Origin of the sequence: Bradyrhizobium sp. 132 (assembly GCF_023074185.1) — a bacterium.
Classification (GTDB): Bacteria; Pseudomonadota; Alphaproteobacteria; order Rhizobiales; family Xanthobacteraceae; genus Bradyrhizobium.
On sequence record NZ_JADPKY010000103.1, the window covers coordinates 84,850 to 98,151 of the forward strand.

The window sequence follows — 13,302 nt, forward strand, 5'->3', positions numbered from 1 at the left end:
CCTACTCCCCGTCCCGCAAACGCCGGTACAGCGCGCCCAGAATATTGGAGTAATCGTCGGTCCAGACCCGCACCCTGTCGTCAGCTTCGGTCTGCTCCCAAACTTTCGACGATGCGAGCCTGCCGACATCTTCCTCCTCGCGGGCGGAGATGACGACGTCGGTCGAGAAGATGTAGTCACCATCGCGGCCGGAATCCTCGTTGTAGACCCAGCTCTTGAGATCGTTGGCGTCGGCGATGCCGACCACGACGGTCTCGAGATCGAGGTGCCGGTTGGAGACGTGCATCACCACGGCGCCGTGCGGAGCGAGCTTGTCCTTGTAGATCTTCATCGCCTCTTCGGTCGCAAGATGGATCGGGATGGCATCCGACGAATAGGCATCGACGATGATGAGATCGTAGGCACCGTCGGGCTCCTTCGCGAAGGTGAGGCGGGCATCGCCGATCACCGGCTTCAAATCCGGCAGGCAACTCGAGATATAGCGGAAATTCTTCGGATCACGGGCGGCATCGACCATGGACTGATCGATCTCGAAGAATGTCCAGCTCTCGCCGGGCTCGGCGGCGCAGGCGAGCGTGCCCGATCCGACGCCGATCGCGGCGACCTTCAGCGGCACGCCCTTGCGTTCCCGGATCGCGCTGACGGCCTGACCGATGCCGCCGTCCTTGTGATAATAGGTGATCGGTTCGGGCCGCCCGGTGACCGGCGTGCCGTCATTGTTGAGGAAGCGCTCGGCGCCGTGGATCGTGGTACCGTGCATCAAGACGTGGAAATAGCCGCCGGGCGTCACCACGATCTTGTGCACGCCGAAGAAACTGCGCACCGTGGTGACGCGGCCTTCGTCCGCCGGATAAATGCGGATCAGCGCCAGCGCCAGCGCGACGGTGGCGAAGATCTTCCAGCGGCCGGCGTTGACCGCCAGGACCAGCAACGCGGCGAGTACGCCGACGCTACCGGCCACCCAGACGCGGTGATCCTCGAACCAGGCCGACAGCCCCCCCGTCGTAATGGACGGCGCAACGAGCACGACGGCGAGCGCGGCCAGCGCCAGCCAGTACCATTTGACGATGCCCGCCAGCCGCTCGCTCGCGGGCGGCCGGCACAGCGCGGCAAGCGCAACCAGGATCGGATATTCGGCGATCCAGGAGAAGGTAAAGGGCGCAACGAGCCCTGCAAACAGGCCGCCGACCATGCCGCCGAACGACAGCGCGACATAGAATCCGGTGAGATATTTGGCGGCCGGCCGGGTCCGCGCCAGTTCGCCGTGGCAGGCCATGGCGATGACGAAGAAGCACAATTGATGGCCGCCAAGCGTCAGCAGCAGGTTCTGTTCGCCGCCGAACGCCAGCAGGAAGACAACGCCCGCGATGGCGACCGGCTGGAGCATCAGCATCCATTTGTGCGGCAGCAGCGGCCGCGACTGGAACACCACCACCCAGGTCAGGAGGTACAGCGACAGCGGCAGCACCCACAGCAATGGCGCCGCCGCAACGTCGGTCGAGATGTGCGCGGTGACGGCGATGAGCAGGCCGGACGGCACTCCGGCGAGAAAGATCCAGCGCAGCCGCGTCAGGAAACCCGGCGCCGGAGCATTCAGATCCTCGGTTTCCGCATCGACCATTGCGAGCTTCGGCGAGCGCAATAACAGCACACCGCATGCGGCGATCAGGAGGATCAGAATGCCATAACCGCCGGTCCAGAGCCGGTTCTGCGTGTGCAGCGTGAACATCGGCTCCAGCAGGAACGGATAGGATAGCAGGGCGAGGAAGCTGCCGATGTTGGAGGACGCATAGAGGAAATATGGGTCGTGTCCGGCAGGATGCCCGGTGCGGACGAACCAGGCCTGCAACAACGGATTGTTGGCGGCGAGCGCGAAGAACGGCAACCCGATCGAGATCACGAACAGGCCGAGCAGCCAGATCGCGTAGCCCGAAGCGGGCGGATCGCCATAGGCGGAGGCGATGCCGAGCGGCAACGTGACGAACGCCGTAATCAGCAGCAGGAGATGCACCACCACCGGAACGATGCGGTTCCTCACCTGCATCAACAAATGCGCATAGGCGTAGCCCGCCAGCAGCAGCGACTGGAAGAACACCATCGCCACCGACCACACCGCCGGCGAGCCGCCGAGCCGCGGCAGCACCATTTTCGTGAACAGCGGCTGCACCGAGAACAGCAGTAGCGCGCTAACGAAGATCGCGGCGGTGTAGACCGTCAGCAGCAGCCGGTTGCGTGACGAGGACGGCTGCTCCGTGGCGGCGGGTTGCACGATCGAATCCATGGAAGCTCCAGCAAGAACGTTTTCCAGCGAAATGGGCACCGGTTCGTGCGCGAAAACGCGTCGGATTACTCCTCCGGCGGGCACCGGACGCGCGCAATGGAGCACACGGCGCCTGAACGGGCAATAAAGGGTGTCGTGATGTTGCAGCGGAGAATGCTTGATATACAGATGTCATTCCGAACCTGGTCGTCAGACCGTCCCGGAATGAATGTGGAACAGCTTGGCGCCTTCATGATCGAAACCGACGTCATCATCATCGGCGCTGGCCATAACGGCCTGACCTGCGCGGCCTATCTCGCGATGGCCGGCTTGCGCGTGCGCGTGGTCGAGCGCCGCAAGGTGGTCGGCGGGGCCGCGGTCACGGAGGAGTTTCATCCGGGCTTCCGCAATTCGGTCGCTGCCTACACCGTGAGCCTGCTCAATCCGCAGGTGGCCCGTGACCTCAAGCTGGCCGAGCAGGGCCTGCGGGTCGTCGAGCGGCGCGCGCAGAATTTCCTGCCCGCGCCCGACGGCAGTTATCTCCTCACCGGTGAAGGACGGACGAAGGCGTCCGTCGCACGGCTGAGCGCCCATGACGCAAACGCGTTCGACGGATTTTCGCGCGAGCTGGAAGATATCGCCGACGTGCTCAGGCAATTCGTGCTGCGCGCGCCGCCCAATATGCTCGACGGTTTTGGCGCGCCTGCGATACGCGAGGCCGTGAATGCATTCCAGAGCGCCAACATCCTGCGCGGGCTGACGCTGGAGCAGAGCCGCAATCTGCTTGATCTCTTCACCCGATCGGCCGGCGAGATGCTGGACGAACGTTTCGAGCACGATCTGGTCAAGGCGCTGTTCGGCTTCGACGCCATCGTCGGCAACTACGCCAGCCCCTACGCCGCGGGCTCCGCCTATGTGATGCTGCATCACGCCTTCGGCGAGGTGAACGGCAAGAAGGGTGTCTGGGGCCACGCCATCGGCGGCATGGGCGCGATCACGCAAGCCATGGCGCGCGCCGCGCGCGACCGCGGCGTTGTGATCGACACCGATGCGGGCGTGCGCGAGGTCATCGTCGAGCGCGACCGCGCGGTCGGCGTGGCGCTGGAGAACGGGACGACCATCCGCGCGAAATATGTCGCGGCCAGCGTCAATCCGAAGCTGCTCTATACGCGGCTGATCGCCGCCGATGCCCTGCCCCAAAACTTCCTCGACCGCATCCGGCACTGGAAGAACGGCTCCGGTACCTTCCGCATGAACGTGGCGCTGGACCGTCTGCCCTCCTTCACGGCGCTGCCAGGCGACGGCGATCATCTCACCTCGGGCATCATCCTGGCCCCCAGTCTCGGCTACATGGACCGCGCCTTTCTCGATGCCCGCGCGCACGGCTGGAGCCGAGAGCCTGTCGTGGAAATGCTGATCCCCTCCACGCTCGACGAGACGCTCGCACCCGCAGGGCAACATGTCGCGAGCCTGTTCTGCCAGCATGTCGCGCCGGAGCTTCCCGATGGAAAGTCGTGGGACGACCATCGCGACGAGGTTGCCGACCTCATGATCGCAACCGTGGACAAATACGCGCCGGGTTTTGCGACAAGCGTGCTCGGCCGCCAGATCCTGTCACCGCTCGACCTTGAACGGCAGTTCGGCTTGTTGGGAGGCGACATATTCCACGGCGCGCTGACGCTGAACCAGCTGTTCTCGGCGCGGCCGATGCTGGGCCACGCCGATTATCGCGGGCCCCTGAAGGGCCTTTATCACTGCGGCTCCGGCGCCCACCCCGGCGGCGGCGTCACCGGCGCTCCCGGCCACAACGCCGCCCAGGCGATCCTGAGGGATCACCGATCGCTGTTCGGAAGCCGTGGATAGGCCTGTGGACAGGCTGTTGGTAGCGCGGTGGATGGGCGGTGAGTTGCCCGTCTCGAGCCGCCGGGTCAAGCCGGGTACAAGACGGTGGAAAATCTGGGGACGAACGGGGGATAAGGCCGTGGACAATGTCCGGAGAACGAGCGGATAGCCTGTGGGCATCTCCTTCGAAAACCAGTCCCCAAAACGACTTCGCCCGCCAGGGGCAATCCCCCGACGGGCGCTGGTCGAAATCAGTCTTATGAAGAAAGTAACGCCGCTGAAAAATGGGAGGCGGAAATTACTTCAAGGAGGTGCTAATCGAAGTGAACTTCTCGTTCATCGTGGTACCCAGGCTGTTCACCACCGTGATGATCGCCAGCGCGATACCGGCTGCGATCAGGCCGTACTCGATTGCGGTTGCACCCGAATCGTCGGACCAGAACTTCAAAATCATGCGCTTCAAGTTTCGCCTCCATTTCCATTTCAAGCTGTGTTGGTTGACCTCAACGTCCGGAAATATACGGAGCACAACCTGCGGTCGGGTTAACCCCAAGATTGCAAGTTGTGCGAAAAATTGCGAACAAAAGTTCCAAAAATTGAACCGGACAGAACCCTAGGATGCAGCCTTCCCCCACCCATCGCGCCAGCTTTTCGATCGGCAGCGAGATCGCCGCCAAGCGTGTTGTGGACGTGCTCAACGAGGTGTTTTTCGAGGGCGATGCCGCGGTCGCCGCCTTCGAGCAGCCGAACGGACAATGGGACGTCGCGCTGCATTTCGCGGACGCGCCGGACCAGGCATGGCTGCGCGAACTCATTGCAACCTCAGCAGGAAACGAGTTCGCGGCAACGCTCGCCTTCGACACGATCGAGGCCAAGGACTGGGTCAAGGCGAGCCTGGAAGATCTCGTCCCGGTGCCGGCTGGGCGCTTCGTCGTCCATGGCAGCCACGACCGCGACCGCGTGACGCCAAACAAGCTCGCCATAGAGATCGAGGCGGCCCTCGCCTTCGGCACCGGGCATCACGGCACCACGCGCGGCTGTTTACTGCTGCTTGACCATGTCCTGAAGAGTTCCCGGCCAAGGAACCTGCTCGACCTCGGCACCGGGACCGGCGTGCTGGGAATAGCGGCAGCGAAGGCGCTGCATCGCACCGTGCTGGCCTCCGACATCGACCCGGCCTCGGTACGGGTAGCAGCCGAGAACGCCTCCCTGAATGAGGTTGGTCACCAAATGCGGCTGATCTGCGCCACCGGCTTCGCCGCGCCTGATTTTGGCAGATGCGGCCCGTTCGACCTGGTGCTGGCCAACATCCTTGCCAATCCGTTACGGCAATTGGCGGGCCCGATGACGGCCCACCTCGCGCCCGGCGGACGCGTCATCCTCTCCGGCCTGTTGACACACCAGGCCCCCGCCGTGATCGCCGCCTACCGCGCGCGCGGCCTCGTGCCGCTGAAGCATTTGCGGATCGAAGGGTGGAGCAGCCTGTTGCTGCGGAAGCTTTCGTAGGATGGATTGGCGCTGCGTTCGGCGCCGCGCTACTTCGCAGGCTTCTCGTCACGGCGCGTCGATGCGCGCAACGCCCGCTTTGCGCGGCGTTCGGCGAAACGGTCGATCATCTGGCTGAGGAGGCCGCGCGGCTTCTTCGGTGTCGCCGCAACCGGGGCGCGGCGCACCGGCGGCGGAATCTTCTCAAACGTGAACGCTGGCATCGTGTGTCCCCTCGCCGTTGAGACGAACCACTTGCTCGAATTTCCCTGTTATCCGGACGAAGCGCAACTGCATCCTGTACTCCACTCAATTCGAATGGAACTTGTTCAAGCACAGTCCATGCCAGATGCGGCCTCGAATGCGTCTACATTGCGGACTGATCGTCATGATCCTAAAGTGATCCACCATGTTCGAAGCGCATTTCCAGACATTCGAGGAGCCTGAGGCCGGCGTCGCATTGGCGGCCCGGCTGGCCATGCTCCGTGAAGAGCTCGCCCGCCGCAAGTTGACCGGCTTCGTGATCCCGCGCGCCGATCAGCAGCAAAATGAGTATGTGCCGCCCTCGGAAGAGCGTCTGGCCTGGCTGACCGGTTTTACTGGCTCAGCGGGATTGGCGGTGGCGCTAACCCACGAGGCCGCATTGTTCGTCGATGGCCGCTACACGATCCAGGCGGCCAAGCAGGTCGATGCAAGGGCCTGGACCGTGGAATCCCTGATCGATCCCCCGCCGGAAAGCTGGGTATCGGCACACCTGAAGGCAGGTGACCGCCTCGGATTTGATCCGTGGCTGCACACTTTTGCGGCAGCCGAGCGTTTGTCCGCCGCCTGCGCCAAGGCCGGCGCCGAGCTGGTTGCCGTCGACAGCAATCCGGTGGATGCGATCTGGCAGGACCGGCCGCAGCCGCCGATTGCGCCGGTCGCGGTGCACGGGATGCAACATGCCGGCGTCACTGAAGCCGAGAAGCTGACGCGGATCAGGAGCGAGATCGGCAAGCTCGGCGCCGAGGCGCTGGTGCTGTCCGACAGCCATGCCGTGGCCTGGACCTTCAACATCCGCGGCGCCGACGTCGCGCATACGCCGCTGCCGCTGTCCTATGCGCTGGTGCCGAAGGACGGCCGGCCGACCATCTTCATCGACCACCGCAAGCTCTCCAATCTGACCCGCGACCATCTCGAGCAGTCCGCCGACGTGCGCGAGCCCGACGCGATGGCGCCGACGCTGATGGCGCTCGCCAAGAGCGGTGCATCGATCGCACTCGACAATGCGACTGCGGCCGACGCCCTCAGCCGGCTGATCACGGGCGCCGGCGGCAAGCCGGTGCGCGGCAGCGATCCGATTGCGCTGCTCAAGGCGGTCAAGAACGCGACAGAGATCAAGGGCACGCAGACGGCGCACCGGCGCGACGCCGTGGCGCTGGCGCGCTTCCTCGCCTTCATCGACCGCGAGGCGGCAAGCGGCAAGCTCACCGAGATCGACGCGGTCGAGGCGCTGGAAACATTCCGCCGCGACACCGGCGCGCTGAAGGACGTGTCATTCCCGACCATATCAGGCACGGGCCCGAACGGTGCCATCGTGCACTACCGCGTCACCCGCAAAAGCAACCGGCGGATCGTCCCCGGCGATCTCCTGCTGATCGATTCCGGCGCGCAATATGAAGACGGCACCACCGACGTCACCCGCACCATGGCGGTCGGCGACCCCACCGGCGAGATGCGCGACCGCTTCACGCGCGTGCTGCGCGGACACATCGCGATCGCACGCGCGATCTTTCCCGACGGCACCACCGGCGCGCAGCTCGACACACTCGCGCGACAATATCTCTGGGCCGCCGGCGTCGATTTCGAGCATGGCACCGGCCACGGCGTCGGCAGCTATCTCTCGGTGCACGAAGGACCGGCGAGGATTTCGAAGCTCGGCACCACAGCGCTGAAGCGCGGCATGATCCTGTCCAACGAGCCCGGCTACTACAAGACCGACGGTTTCGGCATCCGCATCGAGAACCTCGAACTGGTGGTCGAAGCCGACATCAAGGGCGCGGAGAAATCGATGAACGCGTTCGAGACTCTGACCCTGGCGCCGATCGACCGCCGGCTGATCGATGTGGCGATGCTGGGCAAGGACGAGCTCGACTGGCTCAATGCCTACCACGCGCGTGTGAGGGCCGAGGTCCGGCCGGCGCTGGACGAGGCGACCAAGGCCTGGCTCGATCAAGCGACGGCGGAACTAAAGGCGTAAGCACGCCGTCCCGAAGCCGCATGGCACCACGCGATTTGCGCAAGGCTGCTTTCGCAACGGACTCTCATTCTGGCGCGAACCGCGCCCAATTGGTCGCCATCGCGCTGTTATCATAACCGTCCCGGAATCTGGATAGCCGCATTCCGAAACGCCGATATCCGTCTTGCGCGAGCACGCTACAGTCCGATTCGAATTTCCACGAGACGGACGCGCATGCACGGCATAATCAGCAAGCCGCCGGAAACGGCGAAGAACATCGCGACCTCGCGCCTGGTGTTGCTGCTGCTCGTCGTCATGACCGGGATCGCGCCGATCTCGCTCTATATGCTGGTTCCGGCGCTGCCGGTGCTGGCGACAACATTTGGCAGTGACATCTCGGTCGCGCAGATGACGGTGTCGCTCTACATGGTCGGCATCGCGCTGTCGCAACTCATCATGGGCCCGCTGTCGGACCGGTTCGGGCGACGCCCGGTGGTGCTCGGAGGACTGGCGCTGATGGTGGTCGCCAGCATCGCCTGCATCTTCGCGGAAACCCTGCCGCAGCTGATCGCCGCGCGCTTCTTCCAGGCGCTGGGCGGCGCCGCCGGCATGGTGGTGAGCCGCGCCATCATCCGCGACATCTACGCGCGCGACCGCGTCGCCTCGATGATCAGCCTCGTGGTCGCGGCGCTGATGATCGGACAGATGGTCTCCCCGCTCACCGGCGGCCTGATCGAGACCGCATTCGGCTGGCGCGCGATCTTCTACGTCATCACCATCGCCGCGATCATTGTCGCCGTCGGCATCGCGGTCGCGCTCCCGGAGACGCGCCGCACCCGCGCCGCCAGCGGGGGGTTTCGCGGCGACGTCGGCATTCTCATTCGCAACCGCGCCTTCGTCGGCTACGTGATGTGCCAGGTGCTGGCCTCGCAGATCATCTTCACCTTCGCCGGCGGCGGTCCCTACATCGTGGTGACGCAGATGGGCAGGACCAGCGCCGAATACGGCGCGTGGTTTGCAACGACGGGCTTTGCGTATCTCGTCGGCAATCTGCTCTGCGTGCGCTTCGCGCCCAGGCATTCGCTGGAGAAGTTGATCTGGTTCGGCCTCGCGCTCCAGCTTTGCGGCAGCCTTTTGAACCTGCTCTGGAGCTTCACAGGCTGGAACGAGGCGCCGGCATGGCTGTTCGGCACGCAGATGATCGTGATGGCCGGCAATGCCTTCGTGATGGCGAACTCGGCCGCGGGCGCGATCAGCATCCGCCCGGAGGCCGCGGGTACCGCATCAGGCGCGATGGGCTTCCTCCAGCAAGGCATCGGCGCGCTGATGTCGCAGTTCGGCGCCTATCTCGGCGGCCATTCCGCGACCACGCTGCCGCTCACTTCCGCCGTGCTGGCAATCTCCCTGCTCTGCGCCTGCACGATGATCTTCCTCGTCCCCCGCCGCGAGGTGGTGGTGAGCGAGACCTTGATCGAGCAGGCGGAGGAGGAAGAGAGCGGGATGATGTGAGGGGGCGGTATGCCGCCTCCCCGTCATTGCGAAGGAGAACCTCACTCCCCGATCAGCGTCAACCACTCGTCCTCGGTCAGCACCTTGACGCCATGCTTGTTGGCTTCCGCGAGCTTCGAACCCGCTCCGGGGCCGGCGACGACGAGATCGGTTTTCTTGGACACCGATCCGGACACCTTTGCACCTAACCGCTCAGCGGTGGCTTTGGCCTCGTCGCGTGTCATCTTCTCCAGCGAGCCCGTGAACACCACGGTCTTGCCGGCGACGGCGGAGTTGCTCTTCGGCTTCTCGGCGTCGATGATCTCGACCTCCCTGGTGAGCCGCTCGACGATGCCGCGATTGTGGCTCTCGCCGAAATAATCGGCGATGCTCTTGATCACGGTCTCTCCGATCTGGTCGAGCGCATCCATCTCGGCCATCGCCTCCTCGTCGCCCTTGGCGACCTTGAGGCTGGCATCGTGGAAAGCGTCCCAGGAGCCGTAGCCGCGCGCCAGCGCCAGCCCTGTGGTCTCGCCGATATGGCGCATGCCGAGCGCGTAGATAAAGCGCTCCAGTGCAATCTTCCGACGGCTCTCGATCGCGCCAAACAGATTTCGCACCGAGGTTTCGCCGTAACCCTCGATGTCCTCCAGCTTGAGTTTTGCGTTGCGTTTCTCCAACGTGAAGATGTCGGCCGGCTCCTTCACAAAGTCCTCGTCGAAGAAGTACTGAAGCTGCTTCTCGCCAAGACCGTCGATGTCGAAGGCGCGGCGCGACACGAACAGTTTCAAATGCTCGATCTTCTGATAGGGACAGGCGAACTCGCCGGTGCAGCGGGCGCGTGAACCCTCTTCGCCCGCCGCCGTCTCCTCGCGCGTGACATCGGTGTGCAACGGGCACGGGCACTTCTTCGGAAACTGGAATTCCTTGGCAGCCTTCGGCCGCTTGTCGAGGACGACGTCGACCACCTGCGGGATGACGTCGCCGGCGCGCTGGATCACGACGGTGTCGCCGATCCTGATGTCGCGGCCCTCGCGCAGCACCTCGCCCTTGTTGCCGATGCCCTTGATGTAGTCCTCGTTGTGCAGCGTGACGTTCTGCACGATCACGCCGCCGACGCCGACCGGTTCGAGCTTGCCGACCGGCGTGAACGAGCCGGTGCGGCCGACCTGGATCTCGATGTCGCGCAGCACCGTCATGGCCTGCTCGGCCGGGAATTTGTGCGCGATGCCCCAGCGCGGCGTGCGCGAGACGAAGCCGAGCCGTTCCTGCCAGTCGATGCGATCGACCTTGTAGACGACGCCGTCGATGTCGTAGTCGAGTTTTGCGCGCTGCTCCTCGATCGAATGATGGAAAGCGAGCAGCTCCTCGACAGAGTGACAGAGCCTGGTCAGCGGGTTGGTCTTGAAGCCGCAGCGCTCGAACCAGTGGATCATGCCGCTCTGCGTGCCCTCCGGCATCGCGCTCATCTCGCCCCAGGCATAGGCGAAGAAGCCGAGGGGGCGCGAGGCGGTGATGGTCGGATCCTTCTGCCGGAGCGAGCCCGCGGCCGAGTTGCGCGGATTGGCGAAGATGGTGCTGCCTTCAGCCTTCTGCCGCTCGTTGAGCGCGAGGAAGGCCTTCTTGGTCATGTAGACCTCGCCGCGCACCTCGCAGATTTCGGGGACGTTGCGGCCCTTCAGCCTCTCGGGCACGTCTTCGAGCGTGCGGATGTTGGCGGTGACGTCCTCGCCTACCGCGCCGTCGCCGCGAGTCGCCGCGGTGACGAGTTCACCGCCCTCATAGCGCAGCGACATCGAGAGGCCGTCGATCTTCGGCTCGGCGGAGAAATCGATCTTGTCGTCGTCGAGCTTCAGGAAACGCACGATCCGGCCGACGAAGTCGCGCAGATCCTCTTCTGCAAAGGCGTTGTCGAGCGACAGCATGGGGACGGCATGCCGCACCTTCTTGAAGCGGCCTGACGGTGCAGCACCGACTTTCTGCGACGGCGAGTCCGCGCTGACGAATTCCGGAAAACGCTTCTCGATCGCGTTGAAGCGCTGGCGTAGTGCGTCATACTCGGCATCGGTGACGGTGGGCGCGTCGTCCTGGTAGTAGCGTTCGTTATGCCCCTCGATCTCGAGCGCGAGCCGCATGTGCTCGACCTTGGCCTGCGCCTTGGTGAGGTCGGCGACGTCGGGAAGCGGTTTTGCTTTGGATTTTGCTGCTCTGGCCATGGTGCTTGGATACGACGGAGCGGGCGGGAGGGTAAAGGCGGTTACAGTTTCGTACCCCGGACATAACGTTCTGGGTCCCGGCTCGCGCTTGCGCGCGTCCGGGACACGGGGCCTACGCCGTCGCCGCCTTGAGCAGCCGGTCGGCGGCCGCCCTCGCCTCGGCCGTGATCTCGGCGCCGGCGAGCATGCGGGCGATTTCCTCGCGGCGGTGGTCGGCGGCCAGAGCATTGACGCGGGTGGCGACGCGCTTGCCCTTATCCAGCGCGTCCTTGGAGATCAGCAAATGCAGGTCGGCACGGGCGGCGACCTGCGGGGCGTGGGTCACGGCCATCACCTGGACCTTGCCGGCGAGCCGCGCCAGGCGCCCGCCGATGGCGTCCGCGACCGCGCCGCCGACGCCGGTGTCGATCTCGTCGAATACCAGGGTCGGCGCCGAGCCGCGGTCGGACAGCACGACCTTGAGCGCCAGCAGGAAACGCGACAGCTCGCCGCCGGAGGCGACCTTCATCATCGGTCCTGGCTTGGTGCCCGGGTTGGTCTGCACCCAGAACTCGACGCGGTCGAACCCTTGCGGACCCGGCGTGGCCTCGTCGGTCTGGACCTGGGTCATGAACTTTGCGCGTTCGAGCTTGAGCGGCGCGAGTTCGGCATTGACGGCCTTGTTGAGCTTTTCGGACGATTTCTGCCGCGCCATCGACAGCTTCTTGGCGGCGGCGGCATAGCGGGCGTCGGCCTCGATCGCGGCCTGCTCCAGCTTTTTCAGCCGCGAGGCGCCGGCATTGATCAGCACGATTTCCGCAGCATATCTGGCGGCAAGCGCGGCAAGCCCGTCGACCGGCGTCGAATGTTTGCGAGACGCTGCACGCAAGGCGAAGAGCCGCTCCTCGATGCGTTCGAGCTCCGAAGGATCGAAGTCCGTCGCGGCCAAGGCTGCCTGGAGATGCTGGTCGGCCTCTTCCAGCGCGTTGATCGCGATGTCGATCGCCTTCACCGCCGGCTCGACCAGTGCTGGCGAACTGGCGCCGCGGCGCTCCAACCGGCGCACCGCGGCCGACAGGGTCGCGACCGGCGAATGGTGGCCGCCGACCGCTTCCTGCGCTTCGCGCAGGTCGGAGGCGATCTTCTCGCCCTGCATCATGGTCGTGCGGCGGGAAGCCAGCGAGGTCTCCTCGCCGTCCCTGGGCGCGAGCTGCTTCAATTCGTCCGAGGCGTGGCGGAGGTAGTCCGCTTCGCGCGCGGCGCGCTCCATGCCGGCGCGATGTTCCTCCAGCGCGGTGTTGGCGGTGCGACGTGCATCCCAGAGCGCTTCGACCGCCGAGACATCTTTTTCGAGACCGGCGAAGGCGTCGAGCAGGCGGCGGTGGGTGGCGGCGTCGACCAGGGCGCGCTCGTCGTGCTGGCCGTGGATCTCGACCAGGGCGGCGCCGACCGCCTTCTGCGTCTGCACGCTGATCGACTGGTCGTTGATGAAGGCGCGGGTGCGGCCGTCGGCGAACTGGACCCGGCGGAGAATCATCTCGCCGGTATCCTCCAGCCCGTTCTCCGCAAGGATCTTCGCGGCGGGGTGATTTTTGGGGATATCGAACACGGCAGTGACCTGCCCCTGCTCCGCGCCGTGGCGCACGAGGCCGGCGTCGCCGCGGCCGCCGAGCGCCAACGCAAAGGCATCGAGCAGGATGGATTTGCCCGCTCCGGTCTCGCCGGTCAAAACCGCGAGCCCCGTTGCGAATTCGATATCGAGCCGTTCGATCAGGACGATGTCACGGATCGACAGACGCGCGAGCATGGAATTC

At 65.0% G+C, this 13,302-nt stretch carries 9 protein-coding genes; 4 read left to right on the top strand and 5 right to left on the bottom strand.

The features are described 5' to 3' along the window. Position 1: 1 nt before the first annotated feature. On the bottom strand, positions 2–2,281 hold the full coding sequence (locus IVA74_RS20655; RefSeq protein WP_247347701.1) for a fused MFS/spermidine synthase: 2,280 nt from the start codon (positions 2,279–2,281) through the stop codon (positions 2–4). 231 nt (positions 2,282–2,512) lie between these two features. Between IVA74_RS20655 and IVA74_RS20660 the strand changes: the two genes are divergently transcribed. After that, positions 2,513–4,123 (top strand): NAD(P)/FAD-dependent oxidoreductase, encoded by a 1,611-nt coding sequence (locus tag IVA74_RS20660; RefSeq protein ID WP_247347870.1) that lies wholly within the window; start codon positions 2,513–2,515, stop codon positions 4,121–4,123. A 277-nt stretch (positions 4,124–4,400) separates the two neighbouring features. Here IVA74_RS20660 and IVA74_RS20665 read toward each other — a convergent pair whose 3' ends face one another. Continuing rightward, the gene (locus IVA74_RS20665) at positions 4,401–4,565 is read right to left on the bottom strand and encodes a Flp family type IVb pilin (RefSeq protein ID WP_247347706.1); all 165 of its coding nucleotides are present in this window, start codon (positions 4,563–4,565) and stop codon (positions 4,401–4,403) included. A 155-nt stretch (positions 4,566–4,720) separates the two neighbouring features. Between IVA74_RS20665 and IVA74_RS20670 the strand changes: the two genes are divergently transcribed. Beyond that, positions 4,721–5,608: a 50S ribosomal protein L11 methyltransferase gene (locus IVA74_RS20670; protein WP_247347707.1), complete on the top strand. Its 888-nt coding sequence runs from the start codon at positions 4,721–4,723 to the stop codon at positions 5,606–5,608. Positions 5,609–5,637: 29 nt separating this feature from the next. Here IVA74_RS20670 and IVA74_RS20675 read toward each other — a convergent pair whose 3' ends face one another. Continuing rightward, positions 5,638–5,811: a hypothetical protein gene (locus tag IVA74_RS20675; protein WP_247347708.1), complete on the bottom strand. Its 174-nt coding sequence runs from the start codon at positions 5,809–5,811 to the stop codon at positions 5,638–5,640. A gap of 185 nt (positions 5,812–5,996) precedes the next feature. Here IVA74_RS20675 and IVA74_RS20680 point away from each other — a divergent pair, with 185 nt between their 5' ends. Next, positions 5,997–7,826 carry an aminopeptidase P family protein gene (locus IVA74_RS20680; protein ID WP_247347710.1) on the top strand — a complete coding sequence of 610 codons (1,830 nt, stop codon included), beginning with the start codon at positions 5,997–5,999 and terminating at the stop codon, positions 7,824–7,826. Between the two features lie 213 nt (positions 7,827–8,039). Then, complete coding sequence (locus IVA74_RS20685) at positions 8,040–9,314, top strand: multidrug effflux MFS transporter (RefSeq protein WP_247347713.1); 1,275 nt, start codon at positions 8,040–8,042, stop codon at positions 9,312–9,314. Positions 9,315–9,355: 41 nt separating this feature from the next. Here the strand turns inward: IVA74_RS20685 and ligA are convergent, their stop codons facing one another. Both ligA and recN read right to left on the bottom strand, forming a co-directional pair. Then, on the bottom strand, positions 9,356–11,509 hold the full coding sequence (gene ligA, locus IVA74_RS20690; RefSeq protein ID WP_247347715.1) for an NAD-dependent DNA ligase LigA: 2,154 nt from the start codon (positions 11,507–11,509) through the stop codon (positions 9,356–9,358). 112 nt (positions 11,510–11,621) lie between these two features. Continuing rightward, entirely contained in the window at positions 11,622–13,295 is a 1,674-nt protein-coding gene (gene recN / locus IVA74_RS20695) for a DNA repair protein RecN (RefSeq protein WP_247347717.1), read from the bottom strand. Positions 13,296–13,302 lie beyond the last annotated feature (7 nt).

Excerpts from the sequence above, each read along its gene's own strand:
- IVA74_RS20655 (WP_247347701.1), bottom strand. The coding sequence starts at position 2,281 with ATGGATTCGATCGTGCAACCCGCCGCCACGGAGCAGCCGTCCTCGTCA.
- IVA74_RS20660 (WP_247347870.1), top strand. The coding sequence starts at position 2,513 with ATGATCGAAACCGACGTCATCATCATCGGCGCTGGCCATAACGGCCTG.
- IVA74_RS20670 (WP_247347707.1), top strand. The coding sequence starts at position 4,721 with ATGCAGCCTTCCCCCACCCATCGCGCCAGCTTTTCGATCGGCAGCGAG.
- IVA74_RS20675 (WP_247347708.1), bottom strand. The coding sequence starts at position 5,811 with ATGCCAGCGTTCACGTTTGAGAAGATTCCGCCGCCGGTGCGCCGCGCC.
- IVA74_RS20680 (WP_247347710.1), top strand. The coding sequence starts at position 5,997 with ATGTTCGAAGCGCATTTCCAGACATTCGAGGAGCCTGAGGCCGGCGTC.
- IVA74_RS20685 (WP_247347713.1), top strand. The coding sequence starts at position 8,040 with ATGCACGGCATAATCAGCAAGCCGCCGGAAACGGCGAAGAACATCGCG.
- ligA (WP_247347715.1), bottom strand. The coding sequence starts at position 11,509 with ATGGCCAGAGCAGCAAAATCCAAAGCAAAACCGCTTCCCGACGTCGCC.
- recN (WP_247347717.1), bottom strand. The coding sequence starts at position 13,295 with ATGCTCGCGCGTCTGTCGATCCGTGACATCGTCCTGATCGAACGGCTC.